At 61.1% G+C, this 23,391-nt stretch carries 19 protein-coding genes and 1 pseudogene; 3 read left to right on the forward strand and 17 right to left on the reverse strand.

The window, feature by feature from the left end; genetic code table 11:
* Positions 1-503: 503 nt before the first annotated feature.
* From NKJ08_RS32980 to NKJ08_RS33000, 5 genes are read right to left on the reverse strand one after another with little or no spacing between them, the layout of a single operon-like run.
* Entirely contained in the window at positions 504-1,406 is a 903-nt protein-coding gene (locus NKJ08_RS32980) for a dihydrodipicolinate synthase family protein (protein ID WP_352530132.1), read from the reverse strand.
* Between the two features lie 49 nt (positions 1,407-1,455).
* Complete coding sequence (locus NKJ08_RS32985; RefSeq protein ID WP_352530130.1) at positions 1,456-3,147, reverse strand: hydantoinase B/oxoprolinase family protein; 1,692 nt, start codon at positions 3,145-3,147, stop codon at positions 1,456-1,458.
* Complete coding sequence (locus NKJ08_RS32990; RefSeq protein ID WP_352530128.1) at positions 3,144-5,222, reverse strand: hydantoinase/oxoprolinase family protein; 2,079 nt, start codon at positions 5,220-5,222, stop codon at positions 3,144-3,146. The genes NKJ08_RS32985 and NKJ08_RS32990 overlap by 4 nt, the downstream gene beginning before the upstream one ends.
* Before the next feature lie 44 nt (positions 5,223-5,266).
* Positions 5,267-5,416: a tautomerase family protein gene (locus tag NKJ08_RS32995; protein ID WP_352530126.1), complete on the reverse strand. Its 150-nt coding sequence runs from the start codon at positions 5,414-5,416 to the stop codon at positions 5,267-5,269.
* Between the two features lie 15 nt (positions 5,417-5,431).
* Positions 5,432-6,964, reverse strand: a complete 1,533-nt coding sequence (locus NKJ08_RS33000; RefSeq protein WP_352785293.1) for a UxaA family hydrolase — start codon at positions 6,962-6,964, stop codon at positions 5,432-5,434.
* 202 nt (positions 6,965-7,166) lie between these two features.
* Here NKJ08_RS33000 and NKJ08_RS33005 point away from each other — a divergent pair, with 202 nt between their 5' ends.
* The gene (locus tag NKJ08_RS33005; RefSeq protein ID WP_352530122.1) at positions 7,167-7,868 is read left to right on the forward strand and encodes a GntR family transcriptional regulator; all 702 of its coding nucleotides are present in this window, start codon (positions 7,167-7,169) and stop codon (positions 7,866-7,868) included.
* A gap of 42 nt (positions 7,869-7,910) precedes the next feature.
* On the opposite strand, the gene NKJ08_RS33010 is transcribed toward NKJ08_RS33005, so the two are convergent.
* From NKJ08_RS33010 to dctP, 5 genes are read right to left on the reverse strand one after another with little or no spacing between them, the layout of a single operon-like run.
* Positions 7,911-9,008 (reverse strand): hypothetical protein, encoded by a 1,098-nt coding sequence (locus NKJ08_RS33010; RefSeq protein WP_352530120.1) that lies wholly within the window; start codon positions 9,006-9,008, stop codon positions 7,911-7,913.
* 51 nt (positions 9,009-9,059) lie between these two features.
* Positions 9,060-10,529 (reverse strand): aldehyde dehydrogenase, encoded by a 1,470-nt coding sequence (aldA, locus tag NKJ08_RS33015; RefSeq protein ID WP_352530118.1) that lies wholly within the window; start codon positions 10,527-10,529, stop codon positions 9,060-9,062.
* 25 nt (positions 10,530-10,554) lie between these two features.
* The gene (locus NKJ08_RS33020; RefSeq protein WP_352530116.1) at positions 10,555-11,862 is read right to left on the reverse strand and encodes a TRAP transporter large permease; all 1,308 of its coding nucleotides are present in this window, start codon (positions 11,860-11,862) and stop codon (positions 10,555-10,557) included.
* 9 nt (positions 11,863-11,871) lie between these two features.
* Positions 11,872-12,351 carry a TRAP transporter small permease gene (locus NKJ08_RS33025; RefSeq protein WP_352530114.1) on the reverse strand — a complete coding sequence of 160 codons (480 nt, stop codon included), beginning with the start codon at positions 12,349-12,351 and terminating at the stop codon, positions 11,872-11,874.
* Positions 12,352-12,360: 9 nt separating this feature from the next.
* Positions 12,361-13,386: a TRAP transporter substrate-binding protein DctP gene (gene dctP / locus NKJ08_RS33030; protein ID WP_352530112.1), complete on the reverse strand. Its 1,026-nt coding sequence runs from the start codon at positions 13,384-13,386 to the stop codon at positions 12,361-12,363.
* 173 nt (positions 13,387-13,559) lie between these two features.
* On the opposite strand from dctP, the gene NKJ08_RS33035 reads away from it, so the two are divergent.
* Positions 13,560-14,552 (forward strand): dihydrodipicolinate synthase family protein, encoded by a 993-nt coding sequence (locus tag NKJ08_RS33035; RefSeq protein ID WP_352530110.1) that lies wholly within the window; start codon positions 13,560-13,562, stop codon positions 14,550-14,552.
* Between the two features lie 494 nt (positions 14,553-15,046).
* Here NKJ08_RS33035 and NKJ08_RS33040 read toward each other — a convergent pair whose 3' ends face one another.
* The 7 genes and pseudogenes from NKJ08_RS33040 to NKJ08_RS33070 form a co-directional block, all read right to left on the reverse strand.
* Positions 15,047-16,102 carry a lipocalin-like domain-containing protein gene (locus NKJ08_RS33040; protein WP_352785298.1) on the reverse strand — a complete coding sequence of 352 codons (1,056 nt, stop codon included), beginning with the start codon at positions 16,100-16,102 and terminating at the stop codon, positions 15,047-15,049.
* Entirely contained in the window at positions 16,092-18,500 is a 2,409-nt protein-coding gene (locus tag NKJ08_RS33045) for an ABC transporter permease (RefSeq protein WP_352530159.1), read from the reverse strand. Before NKJ08_RS33045 ends, NKJ08_RS33040 begins: the two co-directional genes overlap by 11 nt.
* Entirely contained in the window at positions 18,500-19,156 is a 657-nt protein-coding gene (locus tag NKJ08_RS33050; protein WP_352530106.1) for an ABC transporter ATP-binding protein, read from the reverse strand. The genes NKJ08_RS33045 and NKJ08_RS33050 overlap by 1 nt, the downstream gene beginning before the upstream one ends.
* A 372-nt stretch (positions 19,157-19,528) precedes the next feature.
* Complete coding sequence (locus NKJ08_RS33055) at positions 19,529-19,714, reverse strand: DUF3606 domain-containing protein (RefSeq protein WP_352785300.1); 186 nt, start codon at positions 19,712-19,714, stop codon at positions 19,529-19,531.
* 50 nt (positions 19,715-19,764) lie between these two features.
* Positions 19,765-20,139, reverse strand: a complete 375-nt coding sequence (locus tag NKJ08_RS33060) for a DUF1488 family protein (RefSeq protein WP_352530104.1) — start codon at positions 20,137-20,139, stop codon at positions 19,765-19,767.
* A 272-nt stretch (positions 20,140-20,411) separates the two neighbouring features.
* The gene (locus tag NKJ08_RS33065) at positions 20,412-20,627 is read right to left on the reverse strand and encodes a hypothetical protein (protein WP_352530102.1); all 216 of its coding nucleotides are present in this window, start codon (positions 20,625-20,627) and stop codon (positions 20,412-20,414) included.
* A 724-nt stretch (positions 20,628-21,351) separates the two neighbouring features.
* Positions 21,352-21,735, reverse strand: a pseudogene (locus tag NKJ08_RS33070) (NADH-quinone oxidoreductase subunit D-related protein); the annotation flags it as partial.
* Positions 21,736-22,164: 429 nt separating this feature from the next.
* Between NKJ08_RS33070 and NKJ08_RS33075 the strand changes: the two are divergent.
* Positions 22,165-22,842, forward strand: a complete 678-nt coding sequence (locus tag NKJ08_RS33075) for a protein-L-isoaspartate(D-aspartate) O-methyltransferase (protein WP_352785302.1) — start codon at positions 22,165-22,167, stop codon at positions 22,840-22,842.
* Positions 22,843-23,391 lie beyond the last annotated feature (549 nt).

A 23,391-nucleotide genomic window follows, 5' to 3' on the forward strand; every position in this document is an offset into this window, starting at 1 on the left:
AACGGCCATCCACAGAGCCAGATCGAGGAACTCATGCCCTGGCGATTCCGGAAAACATCAAGCCCAAACCCATAGGTGATCGGCGAGGCGCTTACAGTTATAGGGCGGTTTGCAGCCTTAAATCGTGTCCCCGCAACCACTTCTGTCATAGTACGATAACCGTCTCGGTCTAACCGAGGCGGTTTTTTCGTGCGGCGAATTTGAAAATGTCTGGATTGCGTAAGGCCGGGCATTAAGGCGCATATTTTGCGCGAAGGCCTTCATGAACCTCAATCATCGGCGGAATGCGCCGTGCAGCGTGCAGCGGTGGTGCTTCGACGTAGAAATCGGAAAACACGCTCGCAGCAACTCTGCACTACGCAGATGTTCGCCCACCTCCGGCCACGCAACATCGATCCGCAATTCGGGGCCATGTGGGCACATTTCAGACATTCAGTCAGCCAACGAGACACTGACGAATGGCGGCCCCTGGACTCAAAACAGACGACGTGGACATCCATATTTCAAGAATCGACAAGCGCTGATAGATCCGATATCGCCCGTCGAATTACTCCTTCCACTTTCGATCGTTCCTCGCCCGTGATCGGGAGACGTGGCTTTCGGACATGTTCCGGGGCGCCGTACACTAGGTGCTCGGCAAATTTGATGTACTGGACCAGCTTGACGTCCGTATCGAGATGGAACGCCGGCGTCATCAATCGGTACAATGGAAGTGCTCTCGTGAAGTCACAGCTGCGTGCCATGTTGAAGAGCGATACGCACTCGGCGGGCCATGCATTCGTCATCCCGGAGACCCACCCGATCGCACCCAGAGCCAGGCTTTCCAGGATAAGATCGTCCACGCCGCAAAAGACATCGAAGCGATCTCCGAAGGCGTTGAATAGGTCCGTAACCCTGCGGATATCACCGGTCTCTTCCTTGATGGCCACGATGCCGGGCACATCGACCAGCGCCTTTAGCGTTTCGACGTCGACGTCAACCTTGTACGCAATCGGATTGTTGTAGATCATGACGGGCAGATCGCTCGCTTCAGCCACCGTTTTGTACCACGCAACGGTCTCGTGGCGGTCAGTACGATAGGCAAGGCTGGGGAAGGTCATCAGGCCATCAGCCCCCAACTTTTGGTATTTGCGAGCTGCGGCTATTGCATTGTCGGTGGACAGTTCCGCAAGGCCTGACAGCAGAGGCACCCGTCCCGCAACGACCTCTTTCGCGCCCCGAACGACGGTATCGCGTTCCGACTGCGAGAGAGTTGCATTTTCGCCAAGCATTGGCAGCACGATGACGCCGGAAACGCCATTCTCGATAAGCCTGTTTATGCTCGTTTGCGTGGCTTCAATATCAATCGCCCCTGATGCCTGCATCTTCGTGGTGACAGCAGGAAATACGCCAGTCCAGGTCATCATCTCATCTCCAGTTCGCGAGCGCATTGGCCGCATTGTTGATTTTGAACGTTCAGCTTGAAATGTCGGTGTCGCCTGTTTTTGGCTTTGGCTGAAAGCGATAGTCAGCGACGGCCTGCGCAAGCGAAGTCTTGCCATTGAGCAGATCAGCTGCGATCGACTCTGGATCGCGCTTTGCCGGATCGCCCCAACCACCGCCGCCAGCCTGCTCGTGGCGGATCACGGTGTCCTTGCCGATCTCCAGCGTCACCTTCGCCGGCAGCACGCGCCATTCGCCGTCTTGCTTCAGCAGATTCCTCGAGCTCGCCGCCGCCTGGCCTCCGAACAGCCCGTAGGGCGGATGCTCGTGGCGATCGGCACGCAATTGAAGGATCGCATTGTCGGCCAGTATCCGGTACTGCCGTATTAGCCCGAGCCCACCACGATACTGACCGGCGCCGCCGGAATCCTCCCGTAGCGAATATTCCTCCATGATGATCGGATAGCGTGCCTCGATTGTCTCTATGGGCAGATTAGACATGTTCTGGCTGGGATTGGTGATCCCTTCGATGCCGTCCTTGTCGGATCGCCCGCCCCAGGCGCCGTTGATCATATCAACGAAGACGAACGGCTTTCGTTCGGGCCCGTGATAGCCGCCGATGGCGACCACCGTGTTGCCGCCCTCGCCCGCCGCCATCAGCCGTTGCGGCGCAATCTGCGCCAGCGCGCCCATTACCGTATCGACGACGCGGTAGCCGGTCAGCGCCCGCGCCGCCACTGGTGCTGGCATTCTTGGATTGAGGATCGAGCCCTCCGGTGCGGTCACCGTGATGCACCGGTAGACACCGGCATTGTTAGGCACGTCCTGGTCGAGCGCGCAACGTATGGTCAGGTAAGTTGAGGATTTCACGAAGGAGAGCGTCGCATTGATCGCGCCTTTCACCTGGGGTGACGAGCCGGCAAAGTCGACCCAGAGATGGTCGCCCCTTACCGTGATTTTACAGGCGATCGGGATTGGCGCTGGTGAGAAACCATCGCCGTCGATGTAGTCCGTAAATGTGTAATCCCCGTCCGGCCAGCCGGCGATCGCCTTTCGCGTCAGCTCCTCGCCGTAGTCGATCAGGCGATCGAAATAGGCTTCCAGTTCGTCGCCATACCGCTCGAAGAGCCGCAGCATCTCCCATTCGCCGATGTTGCAGGTGGCGTATTGCGCATCGAGGTCGCCGAGCACTAGGTCAGGCAGCCGCACATTCTTCTCGATGATCTTGAACAGCGTCTTGTTGGCGACGCCGCGATCGTAGAGCTTCATTGGCGCAATGCGGAGGCCCTCCTGGAATATCTCTGTCGAGTCGGAGGCATTCGACCCCGGCACGCGCCCGCCTACATCGCAGTGGTGGGCGATAACCACGGAGAAACCGAGCAGCCGCTCCCCTGAAAAGATCGGCTTGAACATGAAGATGTCGGGAAGGTGCATGCCGCCGTCATAGGGGTCGTTGAGAACGATCACATCGCCTGGGAACATGTCATCGCGGAAGCGCTCGATGATCACGTCCATCGCGTCAGGCACGGCACCCAGGTGCAGTGCTACGGTCTTGGCCTGGCTGAGGATGCGGCCTCGGGCGTCGCAGATTGTCACGGAGTAATCGAGCACGTCGCGCACGATCGGCGAGCGCGCCGTGCGCATGATCGCATAGGCCATGTCGTCGACAATAGTGTCGAGACCCGACTTGATGACGGCGAAGGTGATGGGATCGATCGCGCTCACGAAGTGGCCTCCAGCGTCGCAACAAGACTGCCGGTCGCGCTTGGCTCGACCCGCACCCCTGGCGGAATTACCATGGTCGTGTCCGCGCCCTCGATGATCACCGGTCCGGCGAGCGCCGCTATCACCGCCTCCCGCCGTACGATGGGTGTGTCGATCGCAGCGTCGCGACCGAAATGCACCATGCGCCTTTCCATGCCGACGCCGACTACTGACCGCGCGGCTTTGAGCACGGTGAAATCGAGCGGCTCGGAGACACGACCGTGAGCGTGCAGCCTCAACGCCACCGCCTCCACAGCATCGATCGGCGTATAGCCATAGGTGTCGCGGTAGGCCGTGATGAACGCGGATCGCAGCGACGCGGCATCGAAGGCACTGGAGAACGGTATCGATAGCGACGCGTCCTGCCCCTCAAGCCGCAAATCGATTTCCTCGGTGAAGTCGATGCTCCCCGCCGCATAGCCTTGCGCGACCAACGCAGCGGTCGCGGCAAGACGCATCTCCTGCCTGAGCGCCGCAACCAACACCGGGTCCAGCAGGTCGAGCCGTGCCTGCGCCGAACGCAACTCGTGATGTTCGACGCTGCCAGCCAGCATGCCCATCGCCGTGAACACGCCAGCCGCTGGCGGGAACACCACGCGTGCAATGCCGAGTGTCCTTGCCAGGTCGCAGGCATGAACGGGCCCAGAGCCGCCGAAGGCCAGCAGTGTCAGCTCGCGCGGATCGAGGCCCCGCTCGACGGTGACGGCGCGGATGGCGCGAACCATATTGGCGTTGGCGATCTCGCGGATGCCATAGGCTGCGGCCTCAGTGTAGAGGCCAAGTGGGGTACCGAGATTCTTGCCGATCACAGCCCGCGCCGCCTCGACGTCAAGCTTCAGGGAGCCGCCTGCCAGCCGGGGCGGCAAATAACCGAGCACGACATTGGCGTCGGTGACCGTCGGCCGCGAGCCGCCCAACCCGTAACAAACAGGACCGGGGGCGGCGCCCGCCGAAAGCGGCCCGACGGTCAGCAGGCCCGCGGCGTCGATCGCGGCGATCGAGCCGGCTCCATTGCCAACCTCGGCCACATCCACTGTCGGGACCCGCATCATATAGCCGCCAGCCTTGATGAAGCGCGAAGGCACCGACATGCCGCCGCGAAATTCATATTCATGCGTGCGGCTCAGCACGCCGCGATGGACAAGTGCGGCTGAAGCGGTCGTCCCGCCCATGTCGAAAGCGACGACGTTTGGCTCGCCCAGGACGGCGGCAAGGCGTTCGGCGCCCACGGCTCCGGAAGACCGGCCGGACGAGATGAAAAACACGGGATTCCGTTGTGCAGTGACGGAGACAGAGAGCCCGCCATTGGAATTGCCGATCAGCAGCGGAGCCGTCACACCGGCCGCGCGCAATTTGCTTTCGAGACGATCGAGATAGCCGCGCAGCGCGGGCAGCACATAGGCGTTGACGACCGTGGTCGACGTCCGCTCGTATTCGCCGGCTTCCGGCAGAACATCTACAGACGCCGTTACGGCAATCTGCCGAAATGCCTGCGAGAAGACGCGCGCCGCGATGCGTTCGTTCTCGGGGTTCTTGTAGGAATTGAGAAAGCAGATAGCGACGGATTCGATGCCTTCGGCTTGGAAGAAGGCACCGGCCGCCAGCACGCCATCGGGGTCCACCGGGATGTTGATGGTGCCGTCGGCGAGCGTGCGTTCCGCCACCTCCAGCCGATAACGCCTGGCAACCAGTGGCTCCGGCTTGTCCCAGGTCAGGTCAAACATACCGGGCGTGCGCAGCCGCCCGATCTCCAGAACGTCGCGAAAGCCCCTGGTGGTGATCAGGCCGGTGCGGGCGCCAAGCTTTTGCAACAGCGTGTTTGAACCGACCGTGGTGCCGTGCAGCACCTCGGTGAGTGCCGAAGGTGGCATGCCGGACGCAGCCAGCACTTCGGCCATGCCTGATATCACCGCGTCCTCGGGTGCCGAAGGCGTCGAACTGACCTTGGCGGAGAACGTCAGACCATCGGTTCTGAGCAACACCAGATCGGTGAAGGTGCCACCGATATCGACGCTGAGCCGTCCCGTCAGGGGCATCGATATGCTATTTGTCGGAAGCAAGCTTGCCGCCCACCGCCCAGTCATGCTTCTTGATATCCTCGAACACGATATCGATGACGTCGGGCGGGCATTTTCAGGATGCGAGCCGCCTCAGGCGTCACCACCTCGACCAACTCGCGCTTCTGGTCGACGCTGCGTCCCTTGAGCAGCTTGACGTTGATTGTCGGCATGATTCTTCCTTTGATCTATAGCCATGCGTTGACGTGCCAGGGCGCGAACTCATCGTCGCCATAGCCGAGCAGTTCGCTCTTGGTTGCCTTGCCCGACGCAGTGGCGATCATCTCGCGGAAAATCTCCTCGCCCATCTCGTCGATGGACCTGTCGCCGTCGAGGATCGTGCCGCAATTGATGTCCATGTCCTCTTCCATGCGTGCGTACATCTCGGAATTGGTTGCAAGCTTGATCGAGGGCGCCGGCCGGCAACCAAAGCACGAACCCCGCCCGGTGGTGAAGGCGATGAGATTGGCGCCGCTCGCCACCTGGCCGGTCGCCGACATCGGGTCGAAGCCGGGCGAGTCCATGAACACCAGCCCGCGCTTGTCGATCGGCTGCCCATAGCCATAGACCTCGACCAGGTTGGTGGTGCCGCCCTTGGCCACCGCGCCCAGCGACTTCTCGAGTATGGTCGTCAGCCCACCCGCCTTGTTATCGGGCGAAGGATTGTTGTCGAAGCCCTGCGGCTCGTTGCTGGTGTAATCGTCCCACCATTCGAGGAGGCCGATCAGTCTCTCGCCAACTTCGTTGCTGACGGCGCGTTCGAGCAACAGGTTCTCGGCGCCGTAGATTTCCGGCGTCTCGGCCAGGATCGCCGTGCCGCCGCAGGCGACGAGGCGATCGACAGCCGCACCCAGCGCCGGATTGGCGGAAATCCCCGAAAAACTGTCCGACCCGCCGCATTGCAGCCCAACCATGATTTCGCTTGCCGGAATCTTCTGCCGCTGTTTCGTCGCCGCCTTTTCCAGCATCACCTCGACCATTTCGATGCCACGCGCGATGCTGGAGCGTGTGCCGCCGGTTTCCTGCATCACCAGCTTGGCCAGCTCGTCGCCGAGTTCGAGCTCTTCCTCGTCCATCAGTTGATCGATCTGGTTATCCTCGCAGCCAAGTCCGACGAGCAGCACGCCGGAGAAGTTGGGGTGCTGCGCGTAGCCGGCCAGGGTCCGGCGCAACATTTTCATCGACATAGAACCATCGGCAACGCTGCAGCCGGACTTGTGCGTCAGCGCCACTACGCCGTCGACGCCGGGATAGGGCAACAGCTGCCTCGGATCGCGAAAATGATCCGCGATCATTCGTGCAACCAGCGCCGAGCAGCTCACCGAGGTCAGCACCCCCACATAATTACGCGTGCCTACCTTGCCGTCGGGGCGCAAGTAGCCGTCGAAGGTTGGAATATCCCAGGGCGCCCGGAACGGCGCGTTCGACAGCCGCGTTCCGATCGCATGTCCGGCCATCGACACTTCGAAACCCATGTTGTGGAGATGGACATGCGAGCCGGCGGCAACCGCGCTGATAACAAGGCCGATTGGCTGGCCTAGACGATGGATGACTTCGCCATTTCCCAGCGGCCGAAGCGCGACCTTGTGGCCGAATGGAATGTCGCCAGCGGCCTGCACGTTGAATGGCGCCAGTGCCTCGCCGGCAACGATGTCGCGCAGTGCAATCGCTACTTCGTCGCCCGGCTTGAGCTGCAGCACCGCATTTTTCACTTCGGCCATCCACGAACTCCTGTCGGTGGCAATCAAACACAGTGTTGCTTAATTGTCAGCAATCAGCAAACGTAATTTTTGGCCATTCCCCGAGGGCATCGCGTGATGACGTCTGTGAGCGCTAATGGGGATCGTTAATTGTCAGCAATGCTTGTTGCGCTGCCACAAGCGCCGGAATATGTAGGTTGTACCCGTGGCCATGAGTCGGTTGATGACAAAACTTACAAGTCTCAAGTCAGAAAAGCGGCTGCTCGACCGCAGAGCTGCGGATCAGATACGCTCGCATATATTGGAAGGCGTGCTTCCAGCCGGCGAACGTCTGCTGGAAACGCAGCTTTCCGAGGAGCTCGAGGTCAGTCGCGGAACCGTCCGTTCGGCGCTGGCACAGCTGGCCAATGAGGGGCTTGTCCAGCAAGTGGCCTTCACCCGGTGGGAAGTTTCCGGCACCTCGACTGTCGACGCCTGGGAGATCTACACGCTGCGTGGCGCGCTTGAAGGGCTGGGCGCGCGACTTGCCGCGGCCAACGTCACCGAGCCTGATGGCTCGCGCCTGCGCGGCATCGCCGACGATCTGCTGCATGCTATCCGCGAAGGCCGCTTCCAGGATGCGACGAGCATCGATTTCAATCTCCATGCGGCGATCATTGAACTCGCCCGGCATGAGCGCCTGGCCGAACAGCATCGCTTCATCGTCCAGCAGGTGCGGTTTCATATGGTGCAGTCAGGCTTTCTGCCCAACGACTATGAGGAACTGATTGCCGAACACAAGGCGCTGATCGAGGCGGTGATCGCACGTGACGCCGATCGGGCCGAAAAGCTCGCGCGCAATCACAACGACGCCGAGGTCAAGCTTCTGGCAAAGTTGCTGAAGCAGGGCGGAAGCGTCAAGCCCATTCGGGAAAAGGTGTCTTGAACGTCGTGGTGCCGCTAGCACCAGCGGCTCCATGAAAGCCGGCTAACCAGCCATCCCAAGGGCCGCGCGCAGATTGTTGCTCAGTATGGTCGTTTCTCCCGCAAAGCCGCACAGAGCGGCGCGAATCAAGCTCAGATCGATCTCGGCGCTGTGCTCGCGGGAATAACCGCCGAGTGCCCCCGTGTCGCCGGGATAGCGTCCGTCGGGGTGCTGGTAGAGGTCCATTCCGGCGATCACGATGCGCTCGGGGTCGAGCGCGGCGGCAACGGCAATCATCAGCGCGCCGTTGGTCGGGATCACTGGCCCGGAAAGGTCCGCCAGCGACGGATCAAAAGCGTCAAGGAAAACATAGCCGGCTGATGGCGGGCGCATCGCCATTGTATGACGCAATAAGATTGGCCGGCCCACAGCTGCCGTCGGAAACACGATCACGGGCCGACGCCCGAAGCCAGGAGGGTCAAGGTCTGAGGTGAAGACGATGTCTGGCGCTGTCAGCCAGCCGCGCCGGCGCCAGTTCCAGTTGACCCGAAACAGTGTGGCGTCGCCAACATCCGCCAATCTCGGGTCTTCCGACGACGGCCCGTTACCCAGGCAGATGATGGTGCGTGGGTTGCCGAGCCGCGCCTTGAGGTACGCCAGCGAGGCGAGGCGATGGCCGCCGAACAGGTCGATCAGGAACGTGCCGTTGAAGGGCGGCTTCTTCGGCAAGTCGAGCGACGGCAGCAATGTTGTCAGCGAGTCAGACGTGATGGGTTTGCTGCTGTCGATAAAAGCCACTGTCCCGATCGCTCGGGCCAGCGCGGCTGGGCCGATAACCAGAACCGCATCCAGCCGCCTCCGCCAACGCTTCGTGCTTGCCGAATATGGCGAGGCGAGCACGAGCTCATGCGGGTAGCGCCGGCGCAATTCGGCAACTTCCCCAGACCCCGCTGCCAGCACGAGCTGGTAGGTGGGACGCTGCCTGAGAGCTGTGTCGATTGTCTTGTAAAGTCGACCGATCTCATCTGGCGTGCCGGCCAGCACCACCGTTGAGTGGCCTTGCGGCAGCAGCAGCCCGAACCGCTGCAATTCCTCAGTAAAACTCATCGCACTGCCCGCGCCATTTCGGCCAGATTTACGGTTCTGCCGGCAAAGGCGCAATGCCTTGCCGGCAGAACCGTGCCTCAATGCATGGCGGGTGCCCTAGAGATCTCAGGCGTAGTTGATGTAGATGGTCTTCTTCTGGAAATAGGCGTCGAGCCCGTACTTGCCGTCCTCGCCACCAATGCCGCTGTCGCGGATGCCGGCGTGATGGGCATGAACGGCATCGCCGCCTGGGCGATTTACGTAGATCTCGCCGAACTTCAGCTCGCGCACCAGCCGCATCACCCGCCGCATATCCTTGGTGAAGACATAGGCCGACAGGCCGTAGTTCGATTCATTGGCAAGCCGCAGGCCTTCGTCGAAATCGCCGACGGTCATCACCGGCACGACTGGACCGAACACTTCGTCCTGCATGATACGCATCTGGTTGTCGGTGACGGTCATCACCGTCGGCTCATACCAATAGCCACACGCGAACTCGCCCTCGGTCAGACGGCGCCCGCCTGTTAGCACTTCGGCCCCGGCCCCGCGCGCCGCCTCGACCATGCGATCGACCTTGTCGAGCTCCATCCCACTGAACTTCGGACCGATGTCGACCATGGTTGTCGGGTCGCCGACCTTCAATGCCTTCACCGCACGGGTGAACTTTTCCAGGAACTCATCAGCGACACGCCGATGCACATACATGCGTTCGTTGCAGATGCAGATCTGGCCGCAATTCTCGAAACGCGACAGCACCGCTGCACGCACCGCGGCGCCTATGTCGGCATCCTCGGCCACCACGAAGGGCGCCTTGCCACCGAGTTCGAGCCGCAGCAGCTTCAGGCCCTCGGCGGCGGCGCGAAAGATCTCCTTGCCGGCGCGCACGCTGCCGGTAAGCGTGATGAGACGCGGGATGGGATGGCGCACCAATGCCGCGCCAATGCCCTCGCCGGTGCCGCTTACCACGTTGATGACGCCGGGTGGGAAGTCGAGCTGGGAGGAGAGCTGCGCGATCTCCAGCGCCGAGATCGGTGTGCCTTCATGCGACTTGATGACAATGGTGTTTCCCGCTACCAGCGCAGGCCCCATCTTGCGGCACATCAGTGCGGCCGGATAGTTCCAAGCGGTCAGGCCGATCACAACCCCATGGGCGACGCGCTGGATCCAGATCTGTTCGTCGGGCATGTCAGAGGGGATGATGTCGCCGGTGATGCGGCGCGCCTCCTCGGCGGCATAGGTGAGATAAAGCGCGGCACCCTCAATCTCGCCGCGCGCTTCCTGGATGGGCTTGCCCTGCTCGGCAACGACGATGCGTGCGAGGCGTTCCCGGTTCTCGAGGATCAGCCGCGCCAGATCCTTGAGCAACTGGCCACGCGCCGCCGGCGGCAACGCCTCCCATCCTGGCTGGGCAGCCCGGGCCGCGACGAGCGCCCGGTCCGCATCGTCCTCTCCGCCCTTCGGTACGGAGGCGATCACCGCCTGCGTCGCCGGGTTCTCGACGGCGATCCATTCCTTGACGGTGGAATCCACCCATTCGCCATTGATGTAGTGGCGATAGCGGTCGGTGCCCTTCACCAATTCCTTCATAGCCGGCATAGCGAAAATCCTGTGTTGAACGTCATCAATGAAATGTTCCCTGAGGGACATAGCCGGCGGCAATCGGCAACCAGAGCGTGATCTGCGGCACGAAAACCAGCACGAAGAGGGCAACAATCAGCATAAAAAGCAGCCCCCACACTTCTCCGAGAATCACAGCGACCTTGATGCCGGTAATGCCCGAAATCAGGAACACCAGTTGTCCCATAGGTGGCGTAATCAACCCGATCATCATGTTCACGGTCGAGACGACACCGAAATAGACCGGATCAATGCCGAGTTCGCGCACCGTCGGCATCAAGATCGGGATGACGATCAGCAGCATCAGCAGCGTGTCGAGCAATGCCCCAAGGATGAGGAACAAAATCGTCACCAACAGCATGAACATTGGAGCGCTGAGGTCCAGCGACGCAATCCAGACGCCCAGTTGCTCCGGTATCTGCTCCGCGGCGACAATGTAGTTCATCAACACCGCGCCAGCGATGGTGATTGCGACGATCGCAGTCGATCGCGAGGATTCCATCAAGACGTTGAACAGGACCCTCGGAGACAGGGTGCGGTACCAGAACAGTGCCAGCAGCAGCGCGCAGAATGCGGCCACAGCCGCCGCTTCGGTAGGGGTCACGGCGCCCGAATAGATGCCGCCGAGCAAGATCACCGGCAACAGCAAAGTCGGCGCGGCATCGCGTGTCACGGCGACGGCTTCCTCCCGGTTCGGCTTCGGTTGTGTGGGAAAATTCTGCAGCCGCGCCTGCACGGCCACCACCGCCATCATCACCAGAGCCAGAAAGATGCCGGGGCCGACCCCTCCCATGAAAAGGTAGCCGATGGAGGTGTTGGAAACGACGCCGTAGAGCACCATGGGGATGGAGGGCGGGATGATCGGCCCGAGGATCGAGGATGCCGCAGTCAGTGCTGCGGCAAAGCCGGGGCGGTAGCCGGCCTTGATCATCATGTCGATCGATATCTTGCCAGGCCCGGCGGCATCCGCCAGCGCGCTGCCGCTCATGCCGGCAAAGATCACGCTCGCGACGATGTTGACGTGGGCCAGTCCGCCGCGAAACCGGCCGACGAGCAGGTTGGCAAAGCCGAACATCTTATCAGTCATTTTGCCGGCGTTCATCAGTTCGGCAGCGAAGATGAACAAGGGCACCGCCAGCATGACAAAATTGCCATAGATGCCGTTGAGGCTCTGGCTAGCCACCAATCCCATGTCGCGGCCGGTGATGACGAAGTAGACAATGCCGGAGGCCAGCATAGCGTGCCCGAGAGGCATACCGACGAACATCCAGACAAAGAACAGAACGAACATCACCTCGACGGCGAATGACATGAAAAATTCCTAGATATGCTGTTCCCAACCGGGCCGTAGCAATTGCCAAAGACGCCGAAGCGCGCTGACGACCGCGGCAATGAGAAAGATCGGGAAACTTCCAAAAACGAACTGCATGGGCAGATGCAGCAAGGTCGAGTGACGGATGCGAAGAAACAGGATGTATTCGACGGTGCCCGGCAAGGCGGCAAGAAACACCAGCGCCAGCGACAGCGTCACGAACATTGCCAGCACGCGGCGGGACCGAGGCGGAAACAGGCCGTAAACGACATCGAAGACGATATGTTGCCGCTCTCTGATCAGGATATCGCTCGTCCAGAAAACGATCCAGACATAGGCAACGACGCAAAGTTCGTTCGTCCATGAGATCGGGGAATTGAAGACGTAGCGGGCGACGATGCCGATTACGAAGCCGGCGAACATCACGGCAAAGGCCACGACGCTCACCGACTCCGCCAATCGCTTCCAGTAGACACCCAAGGTCTGCATCAGCAGATCTTATGCGGCGCCGATACGGTCGAGCATTCCCTTCTGCCAATTCTTGGAGAAGTCCGAATTGATGAAGGCGTCGAGCACATGCTTGCGGAAGGCAGCGACATCAGGCGTCGTCACCGTGTTTCCATGCGCCTCGAAGAATGCCTTGCCGTCGTTCTCGGTGGCAATCACCCCGTCGTCGTTCACCTTCTTGGCCGCATCCTCGGCGGCGATGACTGCCTTCTGTTCGTCGGCGCTTAGACCGGCCCAGAAAGCCGCTGGCATGGTGAAGAAGACGTTTGCCACCTGGTGGCCCGTGAGCACGACCTGCTTTGTCACTTCGTAGAATTTGGAAGCAATTGCATCTGGCAGGGGATTTTCCAACCCATCGATCGTTCCGGTCTGCATGGCAAGGTAGACCTCCTCGAATGCCAGCGGGGTTGCACTGGCACCCAGCGCGTTGCCAAGGAACTGCCAGGCATCGGAGCCAGGCATTCTGAGCTTGACACCCTTGAGGTCGGCGGGAACGTTGACGGTACGTGGAGCGCGCAGCATTACGTGACGAGTGCCGAGATATTGGCTCTTCACGATCTGCAGTTTGAGATCACTTGCCACCTTTTCCTTGAATTCCTTACCAATGTCGCCGTCATAGACGGAGTCTAGGTGCTTGGCGTCGCGGAAAAGATATCCGGTGGTGAAGATTGAGTATTCCGGAATCAATTCAGCGATATCGGAGGGCGAAGTTAGCGCCACTTCGAGGTTGCCCCGTTGCATTGCTTCGATTTCGGTACCCTGCGCGAACAGCGTGCCGTTGTAGTGAAGCTGCACATCGAAAGCGCCGGGCATCGACTTGTCGAGCTCCGCCTTGAACGCCTGCAGGCCCTTCGACTGCCATTCAGTATCGGGACCGGGCGTGGAAGCACGTATGACCTTGCCCGCCGCAAAAGCGAGGCGCGATACGAAGGGCGCCGCCAGGACGCCCAGGGTGCCGGCAACAAATGTCCGTCGGCCAACGGCTCGATTAAGAAATGAAGGCTCTAGCTTGCTCATGTTCTTCCCCTCCTGCGTCGCTGTTGGGCGCCTTGGGCGGCGGCGCGCGACCTGACAGGCAGATGTTTTCATTGTCGTCACAAACCGTCAAGCTGAATGTTGACAATAGGCAATCAATCATCATTTGTTGCAAGGCTAGGAGCATGCTCTCAACGAAGCGAGTGACCGCAGTTATGAACACCCAAGCACCGGCTCTGGCGAAGACCGATTGCTTCATGGTCGCAGCGGCGACGCCGTTGACTGTGGATCTCAAGCCCGATATCCGGCTACTCAACGCGCACCTTGCCATGCTGTTCGGCGCCGGCTGCGATGGCGTTGCGCTTTTCGGCACGACCGGCGAAGGCACGGAGTTCTCCGCCGAAGACCGGATGGACGGACTTGACGGAGTGATCGCGGCTGGCGTGGCGCCATCCCGCCTCATTGTCTCAGTCGGCGCGCTGGCCATTCCGGACGTCGTGCGGCTGGCAAATCATGCGCTCGACCGCGAGGTCGACAGCCTCCTGCTGATGCCGCCCTGCGTCTATCGCGGCGGCATTACCGAGGACGGCACCTTCCGCTTCTACGCGACCATCATCGACCGCGTCGCGCGGTCGGACCTGAAGCTCTGTCTCTATCATTTTCCAGATATTTGCGGCGTCCCGCTGACGCCACGTGTCATCCGCCGGCTGGAGGAAGCCTACCCAGGTATCATCACCGGCGTGAAGGACAGTGGTGGCGACCTTGATTTCACCGAGGCGCTGATCCGCCGCTTCTCGCATCTTTCGATCTATACAGGCTCGGAAATCCATCTGCCGCAGGCGCTGGCAGCCGGCGCGCGCGGCACGATCTGCGGCCTTGGCAACGCCATGCCGCGGCTGATGCGGGCAATGTTCGACGCGCCGACCGCGTTCGACCGTCGCAAGCTGGTACCAGCGCTGTTGGGCGGTGACTCCATTCTTTCGAGAAAACCGTTCCCGGCCTCGGTGAAGGCAGTGCTCGCGTCGGCCAGTGGCGAACCGGATTGGAACCGAGTTCTCCCGCCAATGTCGGAGATAGCCATGCCCGAAAGAAATTGGCTGCTGCAGGACTTCTTCAGCTGGGAGCAGAACCTGCCGCATACATGGCGGACTTTCCAGCCGAGCGAACCAGAAGTCGGGTCGCAGGTAATCAAGATGCGGCGCGCCTAGGTGGTGCGTAGGTTGACAAAATCGCCGTGAAACGGACGAACCGACGGACCGAACGCAGCCAGTCTGCTGCGGGTCAATTCCGGTGGTGCAGTCGGCCTTATGGGAAGTCGTTCGTGGCGCAAGCCATACCTAGCGAGCTCTGGAATAGTTGTGGTCTTCATTGGGCAGGCGAGCGAAACGCAAAACTGCCCGCAGCAAGCAGGCGCTAAAGCATTGATATTGCTGTCGTCAAAACCTGGGGATTTTTGGAGCTACTCCCCAGCTTCGGAGAATGATGGACATTCAGAGAGCCGTTTGGGGAAGAACGTCGTTTTCGCACTCCCCAGCTTTCGGCCGCACATCCGGCAAACGCTGGGCTTGCGGGAGCCCATGGGCGTATCGGAGAATTGTTTGGACTTTGAGGGTGGTAGAGGGAAGGGCGCTGGAAACTAACCTTCTCCATTTTCGGCAATTCGCCAACCGTCGCGATCTCGCGATTGAGCAGCGTCCTCCAGTCACTCATAGCCTGTCATCTCGAGATAGCCGCGCCCGGCATGGGTGCCCTCAAATCGGATCGGGCCTTCCCAATAGGGAAAGCGTGTGTCCATCCAGGCTTCTGGGTTTAGCGTCCGGATGGTCACATCAACCCCTTTTTCCGGCAATTGCACCCTCCAGCGGATCGGCACGCTACGTCCCGCGACTGCCGCCGTTTCGAGCGGCGTCACCCTTAGCGCGCCGGGGGCCTGCGGCTGCGGCCTGCCGTCGGCCTTGATCCATGTGGCCGATGTAAAGCCCGCGCCTCCGTCGCGCAGGCGAAAGCCCATCATCTTTTCGCCGCTGTCGAAATGCAAGGAGAACCAGTCCCAACCGGTTTGATCCTCAGCCAGCGGCTGCGAGGACCATTCGTGGTCCAACCACGCCTGACCGGTCACCGCAATCACGCCCGCCGGAAGGGTCAGCGTGCCGGTCACGTGGTAGAATGGTTGCGAATAATAATAGCTCGCCTGCCCCTTCTCGGATTTCACCGAATAGCCTTGCACTCCCTGCGGCACCAGAGGGCCTTTGGCGTCCAGCGCCAGTTCGTAGGAAAACGCCTGCCCCGCCGCACGCAGATCGAGCGCCAACAGCGCATCCGCCTCTGGCAGGGCCCGGCCTGCCATCTGCCAGTTGTCAATCCAGGCCGCAAAGGGCGCAGCCGTAACCCCCGCCTGGCCGATGCCGCCCCGTGCCAGCCGTTCGGCCACGAATTGATGAGCTTGCGTCGTCAGCCCGGCATGGCCCATCCAAAGCTGCGGACTGGACCAGCCGGACCGCTCCACCGGGGCCAGGGCGGATCGGAAAAGAGTCCATTGCACGCCATAGTCCGCTCCATCCGCAGCTTGCAGGTTGGCCGTCAAATACCACCATTCGATCCGGTAACCGGGGTGCGGGCCGTGGTCTGCCGGAAAGTTGAATGCAGTCCCCGGCTGCGGCACTGAAAACCCGTCAGCCTCTGTGCCAAGCCCAGCAAAACCCTGGCCAAAGGCAGGTGCGGCCAAGCACAGGTAGATCAGCAATGCTCTAACGCTCATGTGCAAATACCTTCAGCAAATCCGATGGCGAAAGACGCGCCAGCCGCCAGGCAGGCACGACGGCTGCAAGTCCGGCCGCCAGCAACGCGAGCGCCGCCAGCCGCGCCCAGTCACCGGGAAAAAGGTACATCGGCAGACGCCAGCCAAAAGCCTCGACATTCACCACCGCCAGCAGAACAAAGGCGAGCGCAATACCTACAGGCACAGCGGCCAGCATGGTCAAGGCTGCCAACAGCAAGCCGCGCGAAAGCTCCAACCATGCGAGGTGGCGGCGGGTCAGACCCATGGCCCAGACCGGCGCCAGTTGCGGCAGGCGCATCCCCGACAGGGTCATGAGGCTCGCAAACATCGCCAGCCCCGCGACTCCCAGCGTCAGCACATTCAGCGCGGCTGTCACGTTGAATGTGCGCTCAAACACTTCGAGCGAAAAGACCTTGATCCCGGCCTGGTCAATCACGTTCTGCGCGGGCAGCCCGAATTCCGCCCGCAAACCCCTAGCCAGTGCTTCGGCCTTGCCGGGGGCAATCCGAATGGCATAGCGCAGGCGGGAGACGTCAGGGTAGTGCCGGACCAGTGTGTCGATCCCGATGATCACCTGGCCGATCGGGTTGCCATAGTCGGCATAAACGCCGACGATGCTGGCCCGCCAGCCACCGGGCAGCGTGATCTGGTCCCCCAGGCCCAGCCCTTGGCGCCGCGCCAGTTGTTCGTTGATCAGGGCGCCCTCGCCTTTGGCGATCCGGTCCCACACCTCCGGCACTGCAGACAGGATCGGCCAGTTGTCGCGATAGGTGGCATGATCGGCCACGCCGTATATTGCCGCGGGCTGGCCTGCGACTCGGCCCTCAATGCTCCAGATCGGCAGGACGGCGTCGCTGCGCTGAACCAGCCAGTCGTGTATCGCCGTGGCCTCTGCTTCGGTGCGGGCGGTCACGTAAAGTTCTGAGGCGAGACGCTGATCGAGCCAGCCGATGAAGGTCAGCCGAAAGCTCGACACCATCGTGCTGACGCCCACATTGGCAGCCAGCGCAAGCAGCAGTGCCATTAGCGCCAAAGACAGGCCGGGAAGCTGCTGACGCGTGTCGGCCCAAAACCATTCGGCCAGTGGTCCACGCGCCAAGCGGTCGCCAAGGTGCAATATCCCCGTCAGCACGAGCGGCAGCGCCAGTGCCGCCCCCAACAGCAGTACCGCCAGAAGCGCAAAGCCCGCCTCGAGGCCGGATCCGAACTGTGCAATTCCCGCCGCCGCCAACAGGAGCACCATCGCCGTCACGCCTTGCGCGCGCAGTGCCCGCTCCGAAGCCCGCGCCCAGGCTCGAGGCTGGGCCGGTGCAAGCAGTGGCAGGTGCCATAGGCGCCAGAGGCTTTGTGCGGCCGCCACCAGCGTGCCGATTACCGCGATGGCCAGCCCCGCTGCCCACACTGCGGGGCGAATCGACAGCGTTCCCGGCACATCGGCCCCGTAAAGCCCGCGCAGGGTGGCGGCGACGTCGGGCAAAAGGGCCGAGGCGACTACATAGCCAAGTGCCACGCCCACCAGCCCCGCGAGGAGGGCGAAGATCAGCAGCTCGGCGATCAGCAAAAGGACCAGCACGCGGGTCGGCAAGCCCAGTGCGCGCAGCGTGCGAAATACCTGGCGGCGCTGTTCAAAAGCCAGACCGATGGCGGAATGCACGATGAAGAGCCCCACCGCAAAGGCAAGAAAACCGAAAGCCGTCAGGTTCAGGTGAAAACTGTCGGTCAGCCTGGCAAGATCCCCCGTTTCGCTCGGCTCGCGCACGGTCAGGCCGGGAACTGTCACCTTTAGAGGGGGGCGGCCAATCGGTTGGTCCGGCCAGAGCAAAAGACGAGAGATCTTGTCCTTTGCCCCAAGCAGGACCTGCGCCTGCCCGATGTCGGTGAGGACTGTGCCAGGCGGCAAACCCTCGGCCACGCGCACGGGAGGTGTTGCTTGCTCGGTTAGTCGTGCCGCGGTTTCCGGAGCTGCATAGAGCACACCGGGCGCCGTGATGAACGGCAATAGCTCGTCACCCGCCGCAACATCCACCTGCTGCGCCTGCGGCGGCAAAGTCAGTGGGTCAATGCCAAGGACGCGCAACCGCACGTCCCCAAACCGCATTTCACCTTCAATCACCGGCGAAACCAGCCAGCCTGCGCGCCGCAGTCTCACAAACACCTGTTGATCAATCCGGGCCCCGTCCTCACGCACCAGTTGCGCGATCCGGTCCTGCCCAAGGATCGCCGCTGCACGGTCATAGCTCGCCCGCGCCTCACCGTTGATCGCCTGAATCGCTGACCACAGCGCCGTTGCCAACGATAGCCCCAAAAGCAGCATCGCCAGTTGGACAGGTCGCCTGCGCCAGTGAGACAAGAGCGCTGTCAGCCCGGTCCACACCATCACGCCAGCCGGCCCGCGTGCAGGTGAACGCGGGCGTTCAGCCGGTTTGCCAGACGGTTGGAATGGGTGACCATTAACAGGGCGGCACCCGTTTCAGCCACCAGTGACAGCATAAGATCGAGTACAGCGTCCCCTGTTGCCTCATCCAGATTGCCCGTGGGCTCATCAGCCAGAACCAGCCGGGGCCGGGCGGCCAAGGTCCGGCCGATCGCCACCCGCTGTTGCTGGCCGGTCGACAGTTGTTCAGGGTAGCGCGTTAGGACCTTGGCCAGGCCCAGCCGTTCAGCAAGGACCTTCAGCCACACCGGATCAGGACGGCCGGCAAGTCGAGCCTGAAAGGCAAGGTTGGCTGCCACATTAAGCGAAGGGATCAGGTTGAACTGCTGGAACACAAGTCCGACTGTTCGCCGCCGTAGGGCGGCAAGGGCCGTATCGTTCAGCCCCACAATATTGGTACCGCCAAGGTGGATTTCTCCCGCATCGGGGCTGTCGAGCCCTGCAACGAGGTGCAAAAGCGTGCTCTTGCCGCTGCCAGACTCGCCGGTCAGCGCAAGGCTCTTGCCCGCCTCCAGCGAAAGATCGATCCCGTGCAGAACATGCAACGGCCCCTCGCCAGTGGGGTAGAATTTGTCGATCCGGTGCAGCCTCAGCAGCATGTTACTCCCCGGAGGTCCGCGTGCATCTGACACGGCATGCCCGTGAAATAGCGCCAAACAACGACCCCTTTCATACAGCCTCCAAACCCACTGCCTTAATTGGACAATGGTTTTTTTCAGAGGGCTCGCGTTTTGCACCTAACGCGACCTCCACTTGGAATTCGATGTACAATTACGATCTAGAGCGGTTCTCAGCTAGGCGGGATAGGCGTTGACCGTACCGTCGCAACTCACTCTCCAAACGGAACTGGAGCGCTGCCTTCAATTCGTCAGCAGTGCCGATGCCGTTGCTGAAAAGCGCCATGATTATGCCTGCAGCCTGGTCACACTCAGGCGTGCTTGGCTCTATGCCAGCCTCACGGCAATACGCGATCAAACCTTTCGGGCAAAGAGTTCCTCTTCGATCTTTGCGCGGTTGTTTCCATACTTTTTTACCAGCCTGAGGGCATCAGCCCGTTCGAGATGGTGCTTCTTCATGAGGTACCCGACTTCATAGTCTTCACCACCGTCGACCCGTGCTCTGTCTTGCGGACCACGCTTTGACTTGTGGTCTGCCATGACAACCTCCATGGGCGATCGCCTCGCCCAAACGTGTCAAGGATAATCCTCTAATCGACGGGGACAAGGACGTAGTCCCCAACCATGCCGAAACCGCACAACTCCGCGGTCGCAGGGATAAGCCGATCCCTTACGGGGAACGCTTTGCTCGTCCGCCGTTCGAAGCGTCGAGGTCTTCTGGGCTGGTACACGTTCTTGCGGCCGTGGGAGGAAACTTTCCGCGCGACATCACGAATGGAGTCCCGTGATGCATCGAAGGTCGCCAAATAACCCGCTTCGGCTGTGGCTGCTTCCGGTTTTGCGTTCGCGAGCGCTTCAATCTCAATCAAGAACGGCATTTCAAACATGCCATCGTAGCCGAGAAAATGGAGGTATTGTCCGGCCTCGTCGTAGCTGCGGCTTCGGTTCGGAAAAGTCAGCGCCAAGGTTGAACATACCTCAAGCCGTCAAGAACCGCGTAGCGAACGTCTGTTGCAGGCTCGCGGCCTTGCGTCTCTTCGCATTGTGCGCGTTCAGAATTATCATTCTGGTAGTGGCATCTGTTTTGCTGAGCCCAGCCATGGATCGGCTTCCCATATCTGCCGGTGCCCCGGTGAAGACATGATAGATCGTCCATGACCCGTCCGGCTCTGCCGAGGCGTTGAAGATGCGAAGGAACGGAAGCGGCCTACCAAACCCAAGTAGCCCCGCCATTCCCTTACGGCTGGGTAGCGTGGCAACCCCGCATCATCCGGCTAATCAGGTGTTTGTCGGCGTTCTCTTGGCCGGTGAGTTCGCGCACCAGATCCTTGGCGTGCTGAATCCTGTGCGCTTTGGTTACCCGTCCTTCCTCGACCGAAGCCTTGAAGGCGTCGCACAGAATGTCAAAGTCGTGAGAGGAGATAAATCCGTCTGAGCGGCTGTCGTTTTCCATCACATAACTCCCATAGAGCGGGAGTACGATCTACGCTCTCAAGCGCCCGCGCCCGTTCAGTGGCCAGCGACATTAGGACTGTGCGCTTTCGACAACCCATTAGCGAGTCATTATGTGCAGGCCTGTCACCGGCATTGGTGAATCCGTTCGCTGGGAAGGCACAAAAAAACCGCTTTCCAGAGGGGATGTTTGAAAGCGGGTTCGTGGCCACCGGACGCGGCGGGGGCCGCCCGGTATCTATCATACATATGCGCGAAGTGTTGGTTCCACGGCTGGGCAGCGTTTGGCTCGCGTCTAGCCTTCCACACTCTGCAAGCCGCGCCGATGGCGCTTGCAAGGACGACGGGAGAACACCATCTAAAGTTGATAGCGAACAAGCTGGAAACGTCGGTTCGAGTCCGGCGGCCCCGACCAATCGGGGTTTCGTCTAGGGTCAGGACGCCACACTTGATAAACGCCGCTCGCTTCCGGTCGAGCGGCGTTTTCGTACTTCTGTAAAAGCGAACGAACGGCCGCCTTGTGAAAGGGCGAGCCGTTCTTTTTCGGGTTCGTCATTCCCTTACGCCTGGGTAGGGTCAACTTGGCCTGCTGCCTGTCCACTGAACCGGCAGCAGGCCAGAGAGACCCACCCGGCGGGGCATTTTTTTGTGCGCGACTTCGATAAACCACGGATGATCCTGCGATTGTAGGCCTATCTTCCAGCAGCCGAGATGTGCAACTTGGCTTAACGATCGATCTCTCCGAACACGATGTCGAGCGAACCAATGATCGCGGAGACATCGGCGATCATGTGGCCCCGACACAAGAAATCCATTGCCTGCAGATGGGCGAAGTAGGGTGCGCGGATCTTGCACTGATACGGAACATTGCCTCCATCCGAAACCAGATAAACGCCGAACTCGCCCTTAGGCGCCTCGACAGCGGCATAAACCTCACCGGCGGGCACGTGATGCCCTTCCGTGTAAAGTTTGAAATGATGGATCGTCGCTTCCATCGAACGTTTCATCGTAGCACGCGGCGGCGGCGTGATCTTCTGGTTCGGAATCGCCACCGGCCCCCGGCCTTCCGGTGAACGCAGCTTTTCCAGACATTGCTTCATGATCCGAACCGGCCTCGGCGGAAGCGGAGGCCGGAACGCGCATCCAAACAGCGCCGTAGTGACGGTCCGGAGGCGGCGTAAATGCAACGGAAGCGCCGCGCCGGCTGTGCCGGCGTTCGCCCTCGCCTCGCCTGCAGCGCGAATAGCGCTGCTGGCTCGCCCAGTTTCGGTCATCGTCAATCACCAGATCACGCACGATCAGCACGGGATGGAGCCGGTGAGCGACAGCGCAGGGTTCGGCGTCGTTTTGGCCTTCGGCCTATTGGTGCTCAACTGGCTGGCGATCCGCTATATCGATGTTGTCGCCTGGCTGGCGAGCTTCTGATGCGCACGCCGTTCCACCCCCCGGTGCGAGGAACGGGAGAGCACCAAGGACGGCGACGAAATAGCAGGGCGGTACAACCCGCCCCAAGACTGGTTGAGGAGCGCCCCACCGTCATGAAGCCAATGAACGAAGAGCACCTCGCGGTCCTACGCAGGCACATGGTCGAGATGATTGCAATCCATACCGACCTTGCAAGCGAAGAACTCGGCAAGGCGGCGCTCGATGAGCGGGTGATGGCAGCGATGCGGCGAGTGCCGCGGCATCTCTTCGTGCCAGCCTCGGTTGCACCTTATGCCTACCAGGACATGCCGCTGCCGATCGGCTTCGATAAAACCGTCTCGCAGCCATTCATCGTCGCTCTCATGACCGATCTCCTCGCGCTGCAACCGCACGAGGTAGTGCTCGAGATCGGCACCGGCCTGGGCTATCAAACCGCAATCCTCGCGCAGCTCGCCGGGCAAGTTTGGAGCGTAGAAATCATCGAGGAATTCGCAAGCCGTGCGGAGGCTCTCCTGCAGGAGCTAGGCTTATCCAATGTCGGCATTCGTGTCGGAGACGGGTCTCGCGGCTGGCCCGAGCACGCCCCATTCGACAAGATCCTGGTCACGGCGGCGGCTGAGCAGACACCGCCGGCTTTTCTGAAGCAACTCAAGCCGGGGGGACGGCTGGTTCTGCCTTTGGGATCTAAAGAAGCACAGTTTCTGACTGTCATCGACAAGGATGCGGCAGGGCAGCTCGAGACCCGGAAACTCATCCCGGTTCGGTTCAGCCGGCTCGAAACGGTCACATGAGGGGTGCGGCTGCGCGGAGCCGTGGCGGAAGATCAGGATAACGCGCGCCGCATCGATCACACGGGCGCTGGATGGCATCGCCGATCTTTTGACGTCCATGCCGCAACGCTAACTCGTCGAGCAGGCCTGCAGCCGCCGGTCGCAGCCGCTGGCGATCATGCCGGCGCGGTCGTATTGCGCGCTTCTCAAAGACCCTTATCCAGCCTACTGTGTGCCTACCAGAGGGCAAATGGGTCGCTCATCTGGGAAATGACGGCCAAAGCTCAAGGAATTCGCCCAGTGGCCAACACGTAGCGGGCAGGGGGTAACGGTGGATCTCAAAGACAGGCGCCTCTGGTACGGCGTGGTAGCCGTGATCGTGGTATTGGTCGTGATTGCGTATGCGGCTGGTTGGTTTGGCGGCACACCGATACCAGCGCCGCAGCAGTGAGAGCGATCGTCATTCTCGCTTGGCGGCAGCTGACTGCTCAGTCTCTAAAGGTCGAAGGAAGGGACACCTGATTGGCTGTTTCGCTGGTTCGGCTACCATCCTGACGACGCACAGCCTGG

The sequence above is a fragment of the Mesorhizobium sp. M0244 genome, assembly GCF_040321795.1.
In the GTDB taxonomy this organism is placed as follows: Bacteria; Pseudomonadota; Alphaproteobacteria; order Rhizobiales; family Rhizobiaceae; genus Mesorhizobium.